11 protein-coding genes are annotated in these 20,578 nt (G+C 71.3%); 3 read left to right on the forward strand and 8 right to left on the reverse strand.

The window, feature by feature from the left end:
- Window positions 1-103 precede the first annotated feature (103 nt).
- Window positions 104-3,382: a maltose alpha-D-glucosyltransferase gene (gene treS, locus MFF58_RS15830; RefSeq protein ID WP_238289637.1), complete on the forward strand. Its 3,279-nt coding sequence runs from the start codon at window positions 104-106 to the stop codon at window positions 3,380-3,382.
- Entirely contained in the window at window positions 3,379-5,664 is a 2,286-nt protein-coding gene (gene glgB, locus MFF58_RS15835) for a 1,4-alpha-glucan branching protein GlgB (protein WP_238289638.1), read from the forward strand. Before treS ends, glgB begins: the two co-directional genes overlap by 4 nt.
- 329 nt (window positions 5,665-5,993) lie before the next feature.
- Here the strand turns inward: glgB and glgA are convergent, their stop codons facing one another.
- The gene (gene glgA / locus MFF58_RS15840; protein WP_238289640.1) at window positions 5,994-7,529 is read right to left on the reverse strand and encodes a glycogen synthase GlgA; all 1,536 of its coding nucleotides are present in this window, start codon (window positions 7,527-7,529) and stop codon (window positions 5,994-5,996) included.
- A gap of 216 nt (window positions 7,530-7,745) precedes the next feature.
- The gene (locus tag MFF58_RS15845; RefSeq protein WP_238289642.1) at window positions 7,746-9,329 is read right to left on the reverse strand and encodes an alpha-amylase family glycosyl hydrolase; all 1,584 of its coding nucleotides are present in this window, start codon (window positions 9,327-9,329) and stop codon (window positions 7,746-7,748) included.
- A 453-nt stretch (window positions 9,330-9,782) separates the two neighbouring features.
- On the opposite strand from MFF58_RS15845, the gene MFF58_RS15850 reads away from it, so the two are divergent.
- Entirely contained in the window at window positions 9,783-12,221 is a 2,439-nt protein-coding gene (locus MFF58_RS15850) for a glycogen/starch/alpha-glucan phosphorylase (RefSeq protein ID WP_238289680.1), read from the forward strand.
- Between the two features lie 108 nt (window positions 12,222-12,329).
- Here MFF58_RS15850 and MFF58_RS15855 read toward each other — a convergent pair whose 3' ends face one another.
- From MFF58_RS15855 to MFF58_RS15880, 6 genes are all read right to left on the reverse strand, one after another.
- Complete coding sequence (locus MFF58_RS15855) at window positions 12,330-13,916, reverse strand: methyl-accepting chemotaxis protein (RefSeq protein WP_238289682.1); 1,587 nt, start codon at window positions 13,914-13,916, stop codon at window positions 12,330-12,332.
- Window positions 13,917-14,441: 525 nt separating this feature from the next.
- Entirely contained in the window at window positions 14,442-15,506 is a 1,065-nt protein-coding gene (locus MFF58_RS15860) for an SGNH/GDSL hydrolase family protein (RefSeq protein ID WP_238289644.1), read from the reverse strand.
- Window positions 15,507-15,588: 82 nt separating this feature from the next.
- Window positions 15,589-16,524, reverse strand: coding sequence for a ferredoxin reductase domain-containing protein (locus MFF58_RS15865; RefSeq protein ID WP_238289684.1), 936 nt, complete (start codon window positions 16,522-16,524; stop codon window positions 15,589-15,591).
- 57 nt (window positions 16,525-16,581) lie between these two features.
- Window positions 16,582-16,947, reverse strand: coding sequence for a hypothetical protein (locus MFF58_RS15870; RefSeq protein WP_238289646.1), 366 nt, complete (start codon window positions 16,945-16,947; stop codon window positions 16,582-16,584).
- Window positions 16,948-17,018: 71 nt separating this feature from the next.
- Window positions 17,019-17,387 carry a globin domain-containing protein gene (locus tag MFF58_RS15875; protein WP_238289648.1) on the reverse strand — a complete coding sequence of 123 codons (369 nt, stop codon included), beginning with the start codon at window positions 17,385-17,387 and terminating at the stop codon, window positions 17,019-17,021.
- A gap of 119 nt (window positions 17,388-17,506) precedes the next feature.
- Window positions 17,507-20,383: an EAL domain-containing protein gene (locus tag MFF58_RS15880; protein WP_373323348.1), complete on the reverse strand. Its 2,877-nt coding sequence runs from the start codon at window positions 20,381-20,383 to the stop codon at window positions 17,507-17,509.
- Window positions 20,384-20,578: the final 195 nt, after the last annotated feature.

The following is a 20,578-nucleotide window of genomic DNA, read 5'->3' on the forward strand; positions in this document are numbered from 1 at the left end:
GGCCCGCCCGTCGCCGACCATGGCTCCGCGCGGCCGACCGCCCGCGCCCCGGCCGGTCCCGACCGCCGGTCCCAGTCCCTTCGACCGATGAGGCAGCGACGCGATGATCGATCGCAGCGACCCGCAATGGTACCGTGACGCCATCATCTACCAGATCCACGTCAAGTCGTTCTTCGACTCGAACAACGACGGGATCGGCGATTTCGTGGGCCTGACCCAGCGCCTCGACTACGTGCGCGACCTCGGCGTCACGGCGATCTGGCTGATGCCGTTCTACCCCTCGCCGCTCCGCGACGACGGCTACGACATCGCCGATTACGAGGGCATCAACCCGTCCTACGGGACCATGGAGGATTTCAGGGCCTTCGTGGCGGCGGCGCACGAGCGCGGCCTGCGGGTGATCACCGAACTCGTGATCAACCACACCTCGGACCAGCACCCCTGGTTCCAGGCCGCCCGGGAAGCCCCGCCCGGCTCGCCCGAGCGCGACTTCTACGTCTGGTCGGACACCGACGAGCCGTACCGGGACACGCGGATCATCTTCCTCGACACCGAGGCCTCGAACTGGACCTGGGACCCGGTCGCCAAGCAGTATTTCTGGCACCGGTTCTACAGCCACCAGCCCGACCTGAACTTCGACAACCCGAAGGTGCTGGACGCGGTCATCGCCACGATGCGCTACTGGCTCGACATGGGTGTCGACGGGCTGCGCCTCGACGCGATCCCCTACCTGATCGAGCGCGACGGCACGAATTGCGAGAACCTCTCCGAAACGCATGACGTCATCAAGAAGATCCGGGCGGCGCTGGATGCCAGCTACCCCGACCGGATGCTTCTGGCCGAGGCCAACCAGTGGCCCGAGGAGACGGCGCAGTATTTCGGCGACGGCGACGAATGCCACATGGCGTTCCACTTCCCGCTGATGCCGCGGATGTACATGGCGATCGCCCGGGAGGACCGGCACCCGATCACCGACATCATGCGCCAGACCCCGGAGATCCCCGAGGGCTGCCAGTGGGCGATCTTCCTGCGCAACCACGACGAGCTGACGCTCGAGATGGTCACGGCGGAAGAGCGCGACTACCTCTGGTCGTTCTACGCCGCCGAGCGCCGCGCCCGGATCAACCTCGGCATCCGCCGCCGCCTCGCGCCGCTCCTGGAGAACGACCGGCGCAAGATCGAATTGATGAAGTCCCTCGTCCTGTCGATGCCCGGCACGCCGGTGCTCTACTACGGCGACGAGATCGGCATGGGCGACAACATCTACCTCGGCGACCGCGACGGCGTGCGCACGCCGATGCAATGGTCGCCCGACCGCAACGGCGGCTTCTCCCGGTCGAACCCGCAGCGGCTGTTCCTGCCGGCGATCCAGGATCCGATCTACGGCTTCGACGCCATCAACGTCGAGGCGCAGACCCAGGCGCAGACCAGCCTGCTGAACTGGACGCGGCGCATGATCGCGATCCGCAACAACAGCGTCGCCCTCGGCCGCGGCACGATCCAGTTCCTCTATCCGTCGAACCGGAAGGTGCTGGCCTGGATCCGCGAGCACGAGGACGAGCGGATCCTGTGCGTGGCCAACCTGTCCCGGGCGCCCCAGGCCGTGCAGCTCGACCTGTCGGAGCTGCGCACCGCGGTGCCGATCGAGCTGACCGGCGGCACCGAGTTCCCGCCGATCGGCGACCTGCCCTACCTGCTGACCCTGCCGTCCTACGGCTTCTACTGGTTCTCGCTCAGCGCCGCGCGCTCCGGCGTGGTCGGCCCGCAGCAGGAGCCGCCGGAGCTGTTCACCCTGGTGCTCACCGGCGGCATCGAGAGCCTGATGTCGGGCCGCGAGCGCGTCGCCTTCGAGCGCACGGTGGTGCCGTCGTTCCTGATGAGCCGGCGCTGGTTCGGCGCCAAGGGCTCGCGGATCCGGGCCGTGAAGGTCATCGACTGCGCCGCCCTGAAGGACGGGGACGGGAGCGCGCGCTTCCTGCTGCCGCGGCTGCAGGTGCAGCTCGCCACCGGCGAGACCCAGGACTACTTCGTGCCGGTGGGGGTCGAGGAGGGCCGCGAGGACGAGACGCTCCTGCCCTTCGCGGTCGCCCGGGTCCGGCGCGGCCCGCGCACCGGCCTGCTCTACGGCGCGGCCGGCTCCAACAGCTTCGCGGCCTGCCTGATCGAGGACATGCGCCGGGGCACCGAGCTGCCCACGGAGAGCGGACGGCTGGTCTTCTCCACCACCTCGGCCTTCGACCCGGAGGTCACGGTCGACGTGGCCGACATCCGCCGGCTCTCGGCCGAGCAGAGCAACACCTCGATCGCCATCGGGTCGAAGATGATGCTCAAGCTGCTGCGCCGCCTGCAGCCGGGCACGCACCCGGAGATCGAGGTCGGGCGCTTCCTCACCGAGGAGGCGGGCTTTTCCAATACGCCCGCGCTGCTCGGCACGCTCGAGCACGTCGCCGAGGATGGCACCCGGACGGCCCTCGCCGTCCTCCAGAAGTTCGTCATGAACCAGGGCGACGCCTGGACCCTGATGCTGGAGGGCCTGCGCCGGGACTTCGAGACCGTGGTGCTCACCCCGGAGAGCGAGGCCGCCACCCCCGCGGAGGCGTTCCAGGCCCACGGGCCCTGGGCGGACCTGCTCGGGCGGCGCACCGCCGAGATGCACGCGGCGCTGGCGATCGAGACCGACGATCCGGCCTTCGCGGCCGAGCCCTTCACGGAGGACGATCTCGCGGTGCTGGCGCGCGACGCCCGCCACCAGGCCGAGCGCGCCTTCCGGGCGCTCAAGGGCCTGGCCGACCGGGGCCTCGACGCCGGCAAGCCGGCCTGCGCGGAGCTCGGCCAGCGCCGTCAGCAGGTCGAGGCGCTGATCGACGTGCTCACCGCCGAGCCGCCGCTGGGAGCCCACAAGACCCGCATCCACGGCGACTACCATCTCGGGCAGGTGCTGGTCGCCGAGAGCGACCTGATCATCGTCGACTTCGAGGGCGAGCCCTCGCGCCCGGCCGACGAGCGCCGGGCCAAGTCCATGCCGCTGCGCGACGTGGCCGGGCTGATGCGCTCCTTCGCGTACGGGGCCGAGACCGTGACCCGCGAGATCGCCGCCCGGTTCGGCGACACCGAGGAGCGGGCGCGGGACGCCGCCGCCGCGTGGCGGGGCATGATCGAGGCGGCGTTCCTGACCGGCTACCAGTCGGCCGTGGCGGGGTCGCGGGCGGCGGTGACCGACCCGGATACCGGGGCCCGGCTGCTGCGCCTCTGCCTGCTGACCAAGGCCCTGTACGAGGTCGATTACGAAGCCAACAACCGGCCGGACTGGATCGAAATCCCCGCCCGTGGGGTTCTCACCATTCTGGACACGGACGGACACGAGCCCGGAGCAACTGAATGACGGCGATCGACGAGACCTTCGCAAGGCGGGCCGATCCGGAAGTGGGAGCGGCATCGCACGCGGATGTCCCGGGCTCCGGCGGCACCGCGCAGCCGCCGAGCGTCCACCCGGACGCGATCACCGCGCTGATGGACGCCCGCCACGGCGATCCCTTCGCGGTGCTCGGTCCCCACCGGGTCGGACCCGGGGCCTGGGAGGTGCGCGCCGTGCTGCCGGAGGCACGCTCCGCCGCCCTGGTGATGGACGGCCGCACCGTGCCGTTCGAGAAGCGCCACCCGGACGGGTTCTACGTCGCCCGGGTCGAGGGCGAGGGCCGGCCGCTCTACGAGATCGAGGTCGAGTCCTGGGACGGAACCAAGCGCCGCCGCTACGACCCCTACGGCTTCGGCTCGTCGATCGAGCAGTACGACGTCGCCTCCCTGCGCGAGGTCGGCACCAACCTCGTCTACCGGATGCTGGGCGCCCAGTCGGGCCAGCTCGACGGCATCGACGGCTTCCGCTTCGCCGTCTGGGCTCCGAACGCCCGCAAGGTCAGCGTGGTGGGCGACTTCAACGACTGGGACGGGCGGCGCCACCCGATGCGGCTCTGGCAGGATGGCGGCATCTGGGAGCTGTTCGTGCCGGGCCTCAAGGCCGGCGTGCGCTACAAGTTCGAGATCCGCGGGCCCGACGGCGCCCTGGTGCCGCTGAAGGCCGATCCCGTGGCCTTCGCGGCCCAGCACCCGCCGGAGACCGCCTCGGTCACCCACGGGACCAGCGAGTTCGACTGGCGCGATTCCGGCTGGATGACCACCCGGGGTGCCAAGGATCCGCGCCACGCGGCGATCTCGGTCTACGAGGTCCATCTCGGCTCCTGGGCGCGGGTGCCCGAGGAGGGCAACCGCTACCTCACCTACAAGGAGCTCGGCGACCGGCTGATCCCCTACGTCAAGGATATGGGCTTCACCCATATCGAGATGCTGCCAATCACCGAGTTCCCCTTCGACGGGTCCTGGGGCTACCAGCCGGTCTCGCTGTTCGCGCCGACGAGCCGCTTCGGCACGCCGGACGACTTCGCGGCCTTCGTGGACGCCGCCCACGAGGCCGGCATCGGCGTCCTGCTCGACTGGGTGCCGGGCCATTTCCCGCTGGATGCCCACGGGCTCGGCCTGTTCGACGGGACCCACCTCTACGAGCATGCCGACCCGCGCCAGGGCTTCCACCAGGATTGGGGCACCTACATCTACAATTTCGGGCGCACGGAGGTCGCGACGTTCCTGGCCGCCAACGCCCGGTTCTGGCTGGAGCATTACCACCTCGACGGCCTGCGCGTGGATGCCGTCGCGTCGATGCTCTACCTCGACTACTCCCGCCGCCAGGGCGAGTGGATCCCGAACCGGTACGGCGGCAACGAGAACCTCGACGCCATCGACTTCCTGCGCAAGACCAACGAGGCGACCTACAGCCACGCCCCGGGGACGATCACGGTGGCGGAGGAATCGACCTCGTGGCCCGGCGTCTCCCATCCGACCTACACGGGCGGCCTGGGCTTCGGCTTCAAGTGGAACATGGGCTGGATGCACGACACCCTGCATTTCATGCAGGAGGATCCGATCCATCGCCGCTACCACCACCACAACCTGACCTTCGGGCTGCTCTACGCCTTCTCGGAGAATTTCATCCTGCCGCTCTCCCACGACGAGGTGGTGCACGGGAAGGGATCGCTCCTCGGCAAGATGCCGGGCGACCGCTGGCAGAAATTCGCGAATCTCCGGGCCTATTACGGCTTCATGTGGGGGCATCCCGGCAAGAAGTTGCTGTTCATGGGCGGCGAGTTCGGCCAGGAGCGCGAGTGGAACCACGACAACAGCCTGGACTGGCACCTGCTGGAGGATCCCCTGCACAAGGGCGTCCAGAGCGTGGTCCGTGACCTGAACCGGCTCTACGTCGCGACCCCGGCCCTCCACAGCCGCGACGTCGAGCATACCGGCTTCCAGTGGCTGGTGGCGGACGATCAGGACAACAGCGTCATCGCCTGGGCCCGCAAGGGCGCCAAGCCCGGCGAGGTCGCGATCGTGGTGTCGAACTTCACGCCGGTCCCGCGGGAGGGCTACCGGATCGGCGTCCCGCAGGCGGGCTTCTACCGGGAGGCGTTCAACTCGGATGCCGGGGTCTATGGCGGCACGAACCTGGGCAACCAGGGTGGCCGCCACACCGACGCGGAGGCGAGCCACGGCCAGGGGCAGAGCCTGTCGCTGACCCTGCCGCCGCTCGCCACGATGATCTTCCTGCTGGACGGCTGAGCCGCGTCATCCGGAGGGCGCGGGGATCGGCGCCCTCCGGGAATGGACCTGCGCGGCTTGAGACGACGGCGTGCCGGTCGCGCGACAAAGCCCCTTCACCGATCTGGCGGAGGGGCGTCTCGCGATCCCGGCCCGCGTGCCGCTGCCGGCCATCCCGAGCACCGCGTCGGCGCATGCCGACGCCGCTGCCGGGATCGGGCGCGGCATCCCCGACAAGGTCGACGAGGTGCGCCGACGAGATGCAAAGCGCCGAGACGCTCGCGGCCCGGGAGAACACCCCCGGGACGGAGCGGGAAGCCTGCACGGCGCTCGCCCGGTGGGGCGTCGCCTCAGGCCGCCCGCCAGCGCAGCGCCGTGCTGTTGCCGATCGCGCGGCCGTAGAGGCCGGCGTAATTGTCGGCCGCCTGGTCCCAGCCGAAACGGGCCGACATGGCCCGCCGCCGCATGGCGTTGAGGCGCTTCTTCTGGCCGAAGGCCTCCAGCGCCCGCCGGACCGCCGCCCCGAAGGACGCGGCCGAGGCTTCCCCGAAGGTGAAGCCCGTCACCCCGTCCTCGACGGTGTCGGCGAGGCCCCCGGTCCGGCGCACGATCGGCAGGGAGCCGAAGCGCTGCGCGTACATCTGGGCGAGGCCGCAGGGCTCGAAGCGCGAGGGCATCAGCAGGAAGTCGCTGCCCGCGAACATCCGCCGGGCCTGTGCCTCCTCGAAGCCGACATGCACGCCGACCGCGTCGGGATGGCGCTTGGCCAGCCCGCGGAGCGCCTGCTCGAACCGGCCCTCGCCCTGGCCGATCACCACGAGCTGGCCGCCCTCGGCCACGATCGCCTCGGCGGCCTGCAGGCTGAGGTCGATGCCCTTCTGGTGCACGAGGCGCGATACGATGGCGAAGAGCGGGCCGCGGGAGACCGCCAGCCCGAACTGCTGGCGCACCGCCTCGGCGTTGGCGCGCTTGCCCTTCCAGTCGTCGACCTCGAAGCGCGTAGCGAGGTGCGAATCGGTGCTCGGGTCCCAGGTCTCGTCGATGCCGTTGAGGATGCCGGCGAGCCGGCCCTGGCCGGCGCGGGTGCGCAGGAGCCCGTCGAGGCCGCAGCCCATCTCGGGGGTCTGGATCTCCCGCGCGTAGGTCTCGCTCACCGTGGTGACCTGCGAGGCGTAGAAGATGCCGGCCTTCAGGAAGGAGAGCTGGCCGTAGAACTCGGCCCCGTCCACCTGGAAGGCCGTCTCGGGAACGCCGAGCCGGGGCAGGGCGTCCCGGGGAAACAGGCCCTGATAGGCGAGGTTGTGGATCGTCAGCACGCTCGGCACCCGCCGGCCGCGCCAGGCGAGGTAGGCCGGCGCCAGGGCCGCCTGCCAGTCGTTGAGGTGCAGGAGATCGGCGGCCCAATCGGGATCGGCGCCGGCGGCGAGTTCCGCCGCCGCGAGGCTGAGGCGGGCGAAGCGCAGGTCGTTGTCGCCGAAATCGCCGTGCTGGTCGCCGTAGGGGGTGCCGTCGCGCTCGTAGAGCTCGGGGTTCAGGAGGACGTAGATGCGCAGCCCGTCGGCCGCCTCGATCAGCCCGAGGTCGCAGGGCGGCACGCCCGCGAACCCGTCGAGGCGGGCGACCACCGGAATCTCCGGGAAGGCGGCGCGGACCTGCCGGTAGCCGGGAATCAGGACGCGGATGTCGTAGTGCGGCACCAGGGCCCGGGGCAGGGCGGCCGACACCTCGCCGAGCCCGCCGGTCTTCACGAAATCGGCCATCTCGGGGGTGGCGTAGAGGATGCGGCGGCGCAGCGAGGTGGGGCGGGCCGGAATCGTCGGGCGGGCCTCGTCCCCCGCGCCGGATGTCCAGCCGGCGTAGGAACCACCGCGACGCGCATCGAGCATGGGGATCGACCCTGGCCGAGCGGAATGCCCCGATCTGGCAGCGGATCGGGCAGGCAGGGCTGTCGCGACCTCAACCACGTTGAATGCTCCTCCACCGCAACGGTTCCGTTGCGACGCACAAACTAGGCCATCGGCAACCTTAAGCTGAGGTTACCCATACCGCAGTGCGGCGAGAAAGCACTTGGAAAAATCGGCCCGGGTTCGCCGAAGACGCCCTCAGGACCGCCGCAGGATCAGCCCCTCGTCGGGGCCCAGGGTCAGGGCGGCGTCGGCGGTGTCGCCCGCCCGCCCCGCGCGGGTCGAGAGCAGCACCGTCCAGCCGCCCGCGGGCAGCGGCAGGTCCCGCGCCGCGGCACCGAAGTTCAGGATCACCCGCAGGACCTGGTCGTCGGCGAAGCGCTCGTAGGCGAAGACCTCCCCTTCACCCAGCGGCACCGCCCGGTAACCGCCCACGGAGAGGGCCGCGTGGTCGCGCCGCAGGGCCAGCAGGCGCCGGTGCAGGGTGAGCATCGAGCCCGGGTCCGAGCGCTGCGCCTCGACGTTGCGGGTCGCCCAATCCTCAGCCAGCGGCAGCCAGGGCTCGGCCGTGGAGAAGCCGGCCTGCGGGCTGTCGTCCCACTGCATCGGCGTGCGCTCCGGGTCGCGGCCGTGGCCGGGCTCGTTGTGCTCCCACGGGTCGCGGGCGCGGTCCGGCGGAATCGGCACGTGGCCGAGCCCGATCTCGTCGCCGTAATAGAGGGTCGGGGTCCCCCGCAGGGTGAGGAGCAGCATCGCGGCGATGCGGGCCTGCGCCGGCCCGACCCGGGCGGCGATGCGCGGCTGGTCGTGGTTGCCCAGGACCCAGTTCGGCCAGCCGCCCTCGGGCAGGGCCGCCTCGTACTGCGCCACGAGATCGGCCACCGCATCGGCGCGCCACGGGGTCTGGATCAGCTGGAAGTTGAACGGCAGGTCGGCGCCCGTCAGGTCCGGGCCGTAATAGGCCACCAGCCGCTCCACCGGCAGGTAGATCTCGCCGATCAGGACACGCGCGCCGTAGTCGCGCAGCACCGACCGCATGCCGGCGATCACGTCGAAGATCTCGGGCCGGTCGGCGGAGTAGACCTGGGTGAAGCGGTTGATCTCCGGCGCGCCCGGCGCGTAGTCGGGATTGGCCGGGTTGTCGCGGAATCCGGCATCCTTCATCAGGTGCCAGATCACGTCGACCCGGAAGCCGTCGACCCCGCGCTCCAGCCAGAAGCGGAGCACGTCGTGCATGGCCGCGCGCACCGCGGGGTTGCGCCAGTTCAGATCCGGCTGTGCGGCCAGGAAAGCATGGTAGTAGTATTGGCCGGTGGCCGCATCGCGCGTCCAGGCCGGGCCGCCGAAATTCGACAGCCAGTTGTTCGGCGGGCCGCCATCGGGGGCGGGATCGCGCCAGATGTACCAGTCCCGCTTCGGGCTCGACCGCGACGACCGGCTCTCCGCGAACCACGGATGCGCGATCGAGGAGTGGTTGGGCACGAAATCGAGGATCACCTTCAGCCGGCGCCGATGGGCTTCCGCCACCAGGGCATCGAAGTCGGCCAGCGAGCCGAACAGCGGGTCGATCCCGCAGTAATCCGCCACGTCGTAGCCGAAATCCGCCATGGGCGAGGGGTAGACCGGTGAGATCCACACGGCGTCGACTCCGAGCCAGGCGAGGTAGTCGAGCCGCGCCGTGATGCCGGGCAGGTCGCCGACCCCGTCGCCGTTCGTGTCCTGAAAGGAGCGGGGATAGACTTGGTAGACGGTCCCGCGCTTCCACCAGACGGTGTCGGTCATGCTTCCCCTCTCGCGTTGCCGGCCGAGGCCTCACCTGCAGCCCGACCCGGTGACGACCACCGGTGAAGGCCGGTGGATTCCTGAGGCCCGGCCCCCGGTTCGGGCCTGTCCCGCGGGTGTGCCCGACCCGTGTGTCTAGAATGTCACGTTCACACGCTATATGTTTCCCGGCATGCCCATGCCCTCCGCCAAGGCATCGCTGCCACGACTTCGCCGGAAGCCGACCGCATCGTCGGACGCTTCGGGGCACGGATCGCCCGTCCGTTCATGCGGCGGCAATCCATCAAGAGAGATAATCCGCCCACGAAATGCCCGGGCTGAGAATCCGGGGGGACGACTTTGGGGGACCTGCACGTGCTGAACGACGTTCTGATCCGGCCAGTGCCGCATGAGGCCGCGCGCGACGAGCGCCCGTCCGAGGTCCCGGCCACGGCCTCATGGACCGCCCCGGCGCTGTCCGCAAGTGGCGACGCGGTGGTGGACCTGCGGGAATCGATCCGCGCCAAGCTCACCTTCGCGCTCGGCCGGACCCCCGAGACCGCCCGCCCCCGCGACTGGTTCGCGGCGACCGCCCTGGCCCTGCGCGAGCGGATCGTGGCGGCCGCGCTGGCCGCCGAGCGCGGCGTCCCGAACAAGCGCGTCTACTACCTGTCGCTGGAATTCCTGATCGGCCGGCTGATGTCGGACGCGATGAACAACCTCGGCCTCACCGACACCACCCGGGCCGCGCTCCGGGAACTCGGGGTCGAGCTCGACGCCGTGCAGGAGGCCGAGCCCGATGCCGCGCTCGGCAATGGCGGCCTCGGACGGCTGGCCGCCTGCTTCATGGAGAGCATGGCCAGCATCGGCCTCCCGGCCATGGGCTACGGCATCCGCTACGATCACGGCCTGTTCCGCCAGTCCTTCGAGGACGGTTGGCAGCGCGAGGCGCCGGAGACCTGGCTCGCCGAGGGTAACCCCTGGGAATTCCCCCGGCCCGAGGCGACCTACGCCATCGGATTCGGTGGGACCGTCACGCTGTCCTCCGCGGAGCAGGGGGTGATCCGGCGCCACTGGCAGCCGGCCGAGACCGTGCGGGCGGTGGCCCACGACGTGCCGGTGGTCGGCTGGCGCGGGCGCCACGTCAACGCCCTGCGCCTGTGGAAGGCCGAGGCCGGCGAGCCCGTGGACCTCGCCCGGTTCAACGGTGGCGACCATGTCGGCGCGGTCGCGGCGCGGATGCGCGCCGAGGCGATCTCCCGGGTGCTCTATCCGAGCGATTCCTCGGCCGAGGGCCAGGAGCTGCGCCTGCGCCAGGAATACTTCTTCACCGCGGCCTCGATCCAGGATCTCGTGGCCCGCCACGTGGCCGAGCGCGGCGACGTGCGGTCCCTGCCGGACCACGCGGCGATCCAGCTCAACGACACGCACCCGGCGATCGCGGTGCCGGAGCTGATGCGCCTCCTGCTGGACGTGTACGGCCTGTCCTGGGAGGATGCCTGGCACGTCACCACCCACACGCTGCACTACACCAACCACACCCTCCTGCCCGAGGCGCTGGAGACCTGGCCGGTGGAGCTGATGGAGCGGCTGCTGCCGCGCCACATGCAGATCATCTACCTGATCAACTGGATGCATCTGGAGGAGCAGGCCAAGCACGGCCGGCAGGGGCCGGCGGATGCCGCGGCCTACCTCGCGTCGATCTCGCTGATCGAGGAGTCGCACGGGCGGCGGGTGCGCATGGGGCACCTCGCCTTCCACGGCGCCCGCCGGGTCAACGGCGTCTCGGCGCTGCACACCGACCTGATGCGCTCGACGGTCTTCTCCGACCTGCACGCGCTGGATCCCGACAAGATCGTCAACAAGACCAACGGCATCACCTTCCGCCGCTGGTTCCACAACGCCAATCCGGGCCTCACCCGGCTCGCCGTGGAGACCGTGGGGACGGGGGTGCTCGACAACCCCGAGTTGCTCCGCGGCCTGGAGGTCCATGCCGAGGATCCGGCCTTCGTGGCGCGCTACGCGGCCGTGCGCCGGGAGCGCAAGGAGGCGCTGGCGGCGCTCATCGCCGAGCGCACCGGCATCGACGTCGATCCGGCCGCGCTGTTCGACGTCCAGGTCAAGCGCATCCACGAGTACAAGCGCCAGCTCCTCAACATCATCGAGACCGTGGCGCTCTACCAGGCGATCAAGGCCGAGCCGCACCGGGACTGGACGCCCCGGGTCAAGATCTTCGCCGGCAAGGCGGCGCCGAGCTACGTGCAGGCCAAGCTGATCATCAAGCTCGCCTGCGACGTTGCCAAGGCGGTGAACGACGATCCCGAGGTCGCGGACCGGCTGAAGGTGGTGTTCCTGCCGAACTACTCGGTGAGCCTCGCCGAAGCGATCATCCCGGCCGCCGACCTGTCCGAGCAGATCTCCACGGCCGGCATGGAGGCGTCGGGCACCGGCAACATGAAGTTCGCCCTCAACGGCGCGCTCACGGTGGGCACCCTCGACGGGGCCAACATCGAGATCCGCGACCATGTCGGGGCGGACAACATCTTCATCTTCGGCCTGGAGGCGGACGGCGTCCGCGCCCGCCAGGCCGAGCCGGACTACGCGGCCAAGGCGATCCAGGCCTCGCCGCGGCTGGCCGCGGCCCTCGACATGATCGCCGCCGGGCGGTTCTCGCCGGAGGAGCCGGGCCGGTTCCGGCCGCTCACCGACGACCTGCGCCGCCGCGACCAGTACCTGCTCACCGCCGATTTCGACGATTACTGGCGGGTGCAGCGCGCCATCGACGCCGCGTGGCGCGACCCGCGCGGCTGGTGGGCCACGGCGATCCGCAACACCGCCCGCATGGCGTGGTTCTCCTCCGACCGGGCGATGCGCGAATACGCCGAGGAGATCTGGCGGGTGCGGCTGAGCTGAGCCCTCGACCCGCTCCCGCGCGGGAGCGGGTCGCCGGTGCGCATGCGGAGGCCGCCCGCACGCGAAGATCATCCGCACGCGGAGGCCGCCTGAGGGCGGCCGCGGCTCTCAGGCGGCGCGAACGCCGACCAGGAAGCGGCCCACCTCCGCCGAGAGCCGCTCGGACTGGCGCGACAGGGCGGTGGCGGCCGCGAGCACGTGATCGGCCGCCACCCCCGTCCGCCCTGAGGCCTCGGCCACCCCGGCGATGGTGCCGGTCACCTCCGTGGCGCCCCGCGTCGCCTGGGCGATGGTGCGCGCGATCTCCTGCGTCGCCGCGCCCTGCTCCTCCACGGCCGACGCGATCGCGACCGCGACCCCGTTGATCTCGCGGATCCGCGCGGTGATCGTGCCGATCGCGCCGACCGCGGCACCGGTCACGCCCTGAATCCGGCCGATCTGCTCGGCGATCCCGTCGGTCGCCCGGGCGGTCTTCTCGGCGAGGTCCTTCACCTCGCCCGCCACGACCGCGAAGCCGCGGCCGGCCTCGCCGGCGCGCGCCGCCTCGATGGCGGCGTTCAGCGCCAGCAGGTTGGTCTGGCCGGCGATGGACGAGATCAGCCGCACCACGTCGCCGATCTCGGAGGCCGCATTCTGCAATTCTGAGACGAGGCCGGCGGTCTGGTCGGCCTCGCCGACCGCCTGCTGGGCGAGGTCGGATGAGCCGCTCGCCTGGCGGCCGATCGCCCGGATGGCGCTGCCGAGCCGCTCGGTCGAGGCCGCGACGGCGTTGATGTCGGCGGAGGCCGCCTCCGCGGCCGACGCCACCGCGCCGGACTGGCTGGCCGTCTCCTGGGCGGTCTCGGTCATCTGGTGGGCGGTGCCCTCGAGTTCGTTCGCCGAGGACGAGACGCGGTCCACGATCTTGGCCACCGCCTCCTCGAAGGTCCGGGCCAGGTCCATCATGGCGCCCTTGCGCGCGGCGGCGGCCGCGGCCTCCGCGAGGTGCTTGCGCGCGGCTTCCGCCTCGGCGTTGCGGGCCACCATGGACTTGATCGCCTCCACCGCCCGGCCGACCATCCCGATCTCGTCGCCCCGTCGCGCCTCCGCGATCGTGGCCTCGGTATCGCCCCGCGCCATGCGCTGCAGCACGGCGACGAGACGGTGGAGGGGTCGCGTGACGCCGAGCACCACGATCGCGGCGGAAAGGCCCAGGGCGGCGAGCAGGCCCGCCAGGGCGGAGCCGATCAGCACCATCCGGGCCTGCCCGGTCTCCCGCCGCGTCGCGATCTTCGCCTCGCCGAGACGGGCCGCCGCCAGCGCCTCGTAATCCTGGGCCGCCCTGTCGAACCGGGCCCGGATGTCGCGCGCCTCGACGAGGCCGACCTGGATCGCCGCGGGCCGATCGTTCCGGAGGGCGAGGTCGTTGGAACGGTCGAGCCGATCGAAATAGTCCCGGGCTATCTTGCCGATGGTGCGCTGGATGTCCTGAACCTCCTGTCGCCGGGAGCCCGCAGCCAGCGTCTCGATGCTGTCGGCCACCGCCTTCACGGATTCGTCGTAGCGCCTGCGATAGAGGGGGAGATCGCTCTCCGGCCGGCCGATGAGGAGGTTGCGGTTCATGAGGGCCGCGTTGAGGAAATGCTCGCGGACCTGCGCAAATGTTTCCAGGCGAACGAAGTAATAATCGACCAGATAATCATTCCTCCGCTCCATCAGATCGAGCGCAGATATCGAGTAGTATATCAGCATCGCGCTGACCAGCACCATGATCGAGATCGGCGCCGACATCTTCACCGACAACCTCATTTTTCTGAGAAAGTCCATCAGCGATTGTCCCCAATTGGAATCGAATGACGGTTTAACACATCGCTTTTGCTTGGATCCAGTCTCGATCGAATGAATTTTTACTCAGAACATCTCGAATGATCTTCGCCTGAGCCGGGTTCCCGATCGACACGGCGCGTCCGGCAGGCATATGTCGAGACGATCCCGGGCGCCCGGATCCGCAGGGCAGGGGCAGGCCGCGGCCCGAGGCGCGCGCCGACGGGGTCCCCGCCTCCGGATCGGATCGCGGCCCGTCCCGTGCGACTGCCGAACCCGGACTTTCCGGCTCCGGCGCCGCCGGGATCCCGGAGGGCCGCCGGAAGGCTGCGGAGGACGGCGGAGGACGGCGGTCCGGCGCGCGCCGTCGTCCGCCCCATCACCCGCCCCGTCATCCCCGCCCCGTGAGGACCGGATTCACGCCCCCCCGATACGCCTGAGCCGCAGCGCGACGCGGCGCAGGTCGCGCCGGAGCCGGTGGCGCAGGCGCGCGGCGCGCGCGGCGAGGCCCAGGGGGCGCCGGCAGAAGAGATGCGACACGCGCCCCAGCCGCGGCCCCGGATCCGGCACGCCCTTGCGCAGGGCGATGTCGGGCCGCTCCGCCGATTGGGCGAGGCGCACCGCGCGCGCGGCCCGGAGGGTGACGCTGCGGAACATCGCGCGCGTGTAGTAGGAGAAGGCATCGTAGGCGACGAGGTCGTGCGCCCGCCCGGTCGCCGGGTCCTGGACCGTCAGCGTGCCCGCCCGCGGCCCGTAGGTCACGAGGATCCCGATCACGTCGCGGGGGCGGTCGAGGGGGATGTCGACGCGCGCGCCCTCGGGAATCTCCAGGAAATCCAGCGGGATGCCGTTACGCTGCACGGCGAACCCGCAGGTCAGGCCGGGGAGGGTCCGCAGCGGCAGGGACTCGAACCGGCCCGGCAGCCCCCGGAACTGGGCGACGTAGGCGCGGCCCGGCTGCGGCGCGCGCAGGAAGCTGTAGACCAGGGTGCCGTAGAGGTCGGCGCCGGCCGGTGTGACGTGGGTCCCGTCGGTCAGGAGGTAGGTGATGTCGCCGGCACCCGCCGCCGCCACCGGGGCGGCGATGTCGAGATACGGGATGCCGTAGAGGGCGCGGTACTCCGCCAGCAGGCCGGCGACGGGCTCGGCCGCGTAGTCGACCCCGCCCTGGTGGAGATTCAGGAAGGCGACGGGCAGGTTCCGCCGGGCGGTCGCCGCGAGGATGTCGTCGAGATAGGCCCGCATGGTCGCGCCGTCGAAGTAGCGGACGTTGCCGGTGAACAGCTCCAGGAGGACGAAGTCGCAGGGGTGTGCGTCCAGGATCTCGTCGATCAGGCAGGCGATGGAGGGCAGGGAATGGCCGCCCCAGCCGCTCCGCAGGACGGTGAGGGGGCGCCCCTCGGCCTCGGCCAGGGCATTGGCCCGCTCGACGTAGCCCGGCAGCTCCGTGACGCTGTAGCCGAGACAGAGGACGCGGACCATCGGGACTCGGGCTCGGGGCCGGCCATGCACGCCGACCCGGCGCGGGTATCAGCCGATCGCCGCCGCGTCGAGGCGGCCACAGTCAGTCGAGCACGATCGGGTAGCAGCGGGCGCCCACCGAGGCGGCGAGCACCTGGACGGCGCCCACGGTCGAGACGTCGCCCGCCACGTGGACCACGTCGGTGGCGCGCAGGCTCGGCAGATGGGCGGTGAGCGGGCCGGAGCGCACGTCCGGCGGGCGCTGGCGGCCGCGGTCGGCGCAGAGCACGATCCGGGCGACGCCGGTGCGGCGCAGCCAATCCAGGCTCTCGCGCATGTAGAGGTCCAGCGCGTCCCGGGCCCCGACGGCGAGCGCCATCTCGCGGGCGGGCTCGACGTAGCGGGCCGCCCGGGCGATCGCCCAGATCGCGCCGAATCCGGCACCGGCCGCCACCAGCACGAGGCGCCCGCCCCCGGGTCGGTAGTGACCCCGGCCGACGGGCCCCTTCAGGCGCACCGGCTGGTCGAGCCGGAGGGCGTCGAGGGGGTCGCCCTCGGGGTCGCGGGCGACGTGGAACACGGCCTCGTTGATCTCGGTCGCGCCGTCGACCCGCTGGGTCGGGGACAGCGTCATCGTGGGCAGCCCCGCGAAGGTCACCAGCGCCTGATGGCCGGGCTCGCAGGTCGGGCGCCGGGTCAGGGTCGCCACGACCTCGACGATACCGGGGCTGAGCCGGCGGATCTCCGTGACCGTGCCCTTGCGGACGGCCACGGGCGGCGGCGGCGCCTCCTCGTGAGCCTGGATCGGGGCGCCCGGAAGGGGCGGCCGCAGGATCTCGGCCCGGGCCCGGCGGGCCGGGTGGCGGCGGCCGGACGGCGCCGCGCTCCCTTGCGCGACGCCCTGGCCGGCGATCAGGTTGCCCGACTGGGCTTGCAGCGGCGCGATCATGCCCTCGGCGAGCGCCGCCTCCAGCGGCGTGTCGCCGGTCGAGACGCGCACCGACCGGCCGTTGACGACGAGCGAGCAGCGCGCGCCCATAGTCTGCCCCCCCATAGTCTGCCCCCCCACGGCCTGACCCCGCATGACTTCGGCGGATCAGCGGGGCCGAACCAGGAGCGTGTCGACGAGGGCCGCCCAGCGCTCCCGGGTCGCGCGGACATCGTCGGTCGGGGCGGATTCCGTGAGGAGCTGGCGCTGCGCCCGCAGCGACTCGACCTCCCGACGCTGGGCCCGGAGCACCGCCTTGACCACCTGGAGCTCGGTCTCGAGCCGGGCGATCTCCTCGGCCTCGTCCGGGTCCTCCGCGAGATCCTCGGCCGCCGCGTCGGCGCGGAGCGGATCGCGGCCCGACAGGGGCAGGCGGGTGCGGGCCTGCTGCTCCATCCGGACCGGCCGGGCCATCAGGCGGCGCACGAGATCGGAGCTGCCTGACTGCTGGTTACGCCTCGCCGCCTCGGCCATCCGACCATCCCCATCGCGGGCGAAGCGCCCGTCCATCAACAGGAGCTTGATCGGACATGGTTAAGGGCGGCTTAAGCCGCCTCCGTGGCCGCCCGCTTCGTGACCCCGGCGACGAGCCCGCAGGTCTCGATCCGGGCCGCCCGCACCTCCGGGGGGAGATCCGGGCCCAGCCCCTGCTCCAGGGCCCACAGCGGGGCGTCGCCCACCGGCGCGCCATGGGCGGCCTGCGTGCCGTAGGCGCAGTGCTTGCGCCCGAGATCCTGGAGCGCCGGGACCATCGTCTCCGGCTGGTTCAGGTTGGCCACCACGAGGCCGAGCATGGCCATCAGCTTCTGCTTCTGCGCGGTCATGTCGTCGGGGAAGAGGCCCCGCAGCTGAGGGGCGATCTCGAACAGCCGGCCGTCGAACAGGTCGGCCGCCGTCCCGGCGATCGGCCGCACCGTCGCGAACTGTCCCGGACGAGCTTGACCTGTTCGGGCGTCCTCGCATCACCGGCCGGAGGAATCCCGCCCCGGCCCATACACCCGGTCGAAGCCTTCAAAATCACCAGACCCGACGATCAGGCCGCTTCCGGCGCCGCTCCGACGATCTGGCGGGCCTGCAGCAGGGTCATCGGCTCGCCGAAGGCCGGTCCGAGGGCGTATTCGCAGCCGAGCCCGGCGAGCGCCTGGGCGTCGGCCTCGGACTCGCAGCCCTCCGCCACGATGGCGAGCTTCAGCTCGCTGGCCATCCGGACGATGGAGCGCAGGATCGCGGTCTGGCCGGTGCCGATCTGGCGCACGAAGGTCGCGTCGACCTTGATCGTGTCGAAGGGGAAGCGCTGGAGGTAGGACAGGGCCGAGTAGCCGGTGCCGAAATCCGACAGGCACAGGCCCGCCCCGAGATCGTGGATCCGCGCCAGCATCTGGGCGGCGTATTCCGGGTTCTCCATCACGAGGCTCTCGCTGAATTCCAGCTTGAGCGAGCCGGGGAGCGCCCCGGAGCGGGCCAGGACGGTCTTCACGTCGTGCAGCAGGTCGTGGCGCAGGAGCTGGCGCGAGGACAGGTTGCAGGCCGCGAAGATCGGCGGCTCGACCTCCAGGGAGCGCTGCCACGCCGCGAGTTCGAGGGCGGTGCGCTCCAGGGCGAAGATGCCGAGATTGACGATGAAGCCGCTCTCCTCGGCGAGCGGCAGGAAGGTCGAGGCGGGCACGCGCCCGAGCTTCGGGTGGTCCCAGCGCAGCACGGTCTCGAACCCCGCCACCGTGCGGTCCTCGAGCCGCACCACCGGCAGGAACAGCACCCGCATCTCGTTGCGCTCGATCGCCTTGCGCAGGTCGCCCTCCAGCATCAGCCGGTCCGAGCGGTCGGTGCGCATGTGGGCGCGGAACACCTCGATCCGGTCGCCGCCGTTGCGCTTGGCCTGGATCATGGCGATCTCGGCGCTCTTGAACACCTCGTCGCGCTTCAGGTTGGCGCCGGCCTCGTAGAGGGCGAGCCCGATCGAGACGGTGAGGAAGATCTCCCGGTCGGCGTAGGTGATGGGGGTGGCGATCGCCCGGCGGATCATTTCGGCGAAGGCCAGGATCCGGTCGGGGTCGCGCTCGGAGAGGAGGATCACCGCGAACTCGTCGCCCGCGACCCGGGCGAGGGTGTCCTGCGGGCGCAGCAGGCGTCCGAGCCGGCGCGACAGGGTCAGCAGGATCGAATCGCCCGCCGAGAGGCCGATGGCGTCGTTGATGCCCTTGAACCGGTCGACGTCCAGCACGATCACGGTGGGCTTGAGGCGCGGGTCCTGGCCGGCGAAGGCGAGCGCGGCGTCGAGGCGGTCGCCGAACAATTCGCGGTTCGGCAGGCCGGTCAGGCTGTCGTGCACGGCGTCGTGGAGCAGGCGCTCCTCGGCGGTCTTCACCTCGGTGACGTCCGCGATGGTGCCGACCACGCGGATCACCTCGCCGTCGGCGCCGATCACGGGCCGCGCCTTCAGCCGGTACCAGAAGAACGTGCCGGCGGCCGAGCGCAGGCGGAAATCGTGGACGATGCGGCCGCGCCGCTCCTCGATCACCGTGTCGAGGGCCGCCGAGTAGCGCTCCACGTCGAAGGGGTGGAGCGCGCCGAGCCAGTTGGTCGCCGGCCCCTCCAGGGTGCCCCGGGCGAGGCCGAGCTGGCCCTCGATCTCCGGGCCGACGAAGACTCGGTCGGCCGGCACGTCCCAGTCGAACACCACGTCGCCGGCCCCGGTGAGCGCCAGCGCCCGCCGCTCCGTGTCGGACACGAGGGCGTGGCTGAGGCCGCCGCCCGCGAAGGCGTGCTGGAGCACCGTGAAGCCGATCAGCATCACGATCAGCACGAGGCCGCCGATGAGGGCCGGCTGCACGAGGTCGCTGCCGATCTGGCCGGTGACCGCGAAGCCCGCCGCCGTCACCCAGACGACGAGCAGCAGCCAGGTCGGCACCAGCAGGATCGCCCGGTCGTAGCCGTTATGGGCGGCGAGGTAGACGATCAGCAGCAGGCCGATGCCGGCCACCGCCGCGATGGAGATGCGCGCCACGCCGGCCGCCACCGGCGGGTCGAACACCGCGAGCCCGACGAGGCCCGCCAGGAAGGCGAGCCAGAAGAACGCCACGTGGCTGTAGCGCACGTGCCAGCGGGCGAGGTTGAGATAGGCGAACAGGAAGACCAGCAGGGTCGCCCCGAGCACCGCCTCTGCGGAGGCCCGGTAGACCCGCTCGGCGAGTTCGGTGACCGGGAAGACCCGCTGCAGGAAGCCGAAATCGATGCAGGCATAGGTCAGCACCGACCACGCGAGCGCGGCGGCGGCCGGGAAGATGATCGCGCCCTTGACCACGAACACGATGGTCAGGAACAGCGCCAGCAGCCCGCTGATGCCGATGATGATGCCCTTGTAGAGGGTGAGGCCCGCGGCCTTCCGGCGATAGGCGTCCTGATCCCAGAGATGGAGCTGGGGGACGTTGGGGCCGCGCAGCTCGGCCACGTAGGTGATGGTGGTGCCGGGATCGAGGGTGATGGTGAACTGGTCGGCCTCGGGGTTCTCGTCGCGCTCCGGGCGGATGCCCTGGCTCGCCGTGATGGCGGCGATGCGCGAGCCGCCGAGATCGGGCCAGATCACCCCGGAATCGACCAGCCGGAAATGGGGCGCGACCAGGATGCGGTCGATCTGCTCGTCGGTATCGTTCGTGAGCGCGAACACGATCCAGTCGGGCCGGGCGCCGGCGTCGCGGGCCTTCACGACGATGCGGCGGACGATCCCGTCCTTGCCGGGTGCGGTCGAGATCTGGATCAGGTCGCCGTCCGAGCGGTAGCGCTCGATCGCGGTGGTCAGGTCAATCACCGGCGCGTCGAGGGTGACGCGGACCGCCTCGACGGCCCGGGCCGGCCCGCTGAGCGCGAGGGCACCGACGAGACCGCCGACCAGGGTCAGGAGGAGGGCGAGGATGCGCAAGGGTGTCTTGGTGTCCGGCCGTGCGAGAAGCGGCGTCGGCCGCCCGGGCGGCCTCGATCGATAGGTGCGGGCCTGACCGGGGGCAAGATCCCCCGGGATCGGTCCACATGCCGCGGATCGCGCCCTTTTGCGGCCAAATCAAGTTGGGCGGGGCGGGGGCGGACGTTCCGGGACGTCTCAGGGCCGGTC

This window comes from Methylobacterium longum (genome assembly GCF_022179385.1).
Classification (GTDB): domain Bacteria; phylum Pseudomonadota; class Alphaproteobacteria; order Rhizobiales; family Beijerinckiaceae; genus Methylobacterium; species Methylobacterium longum.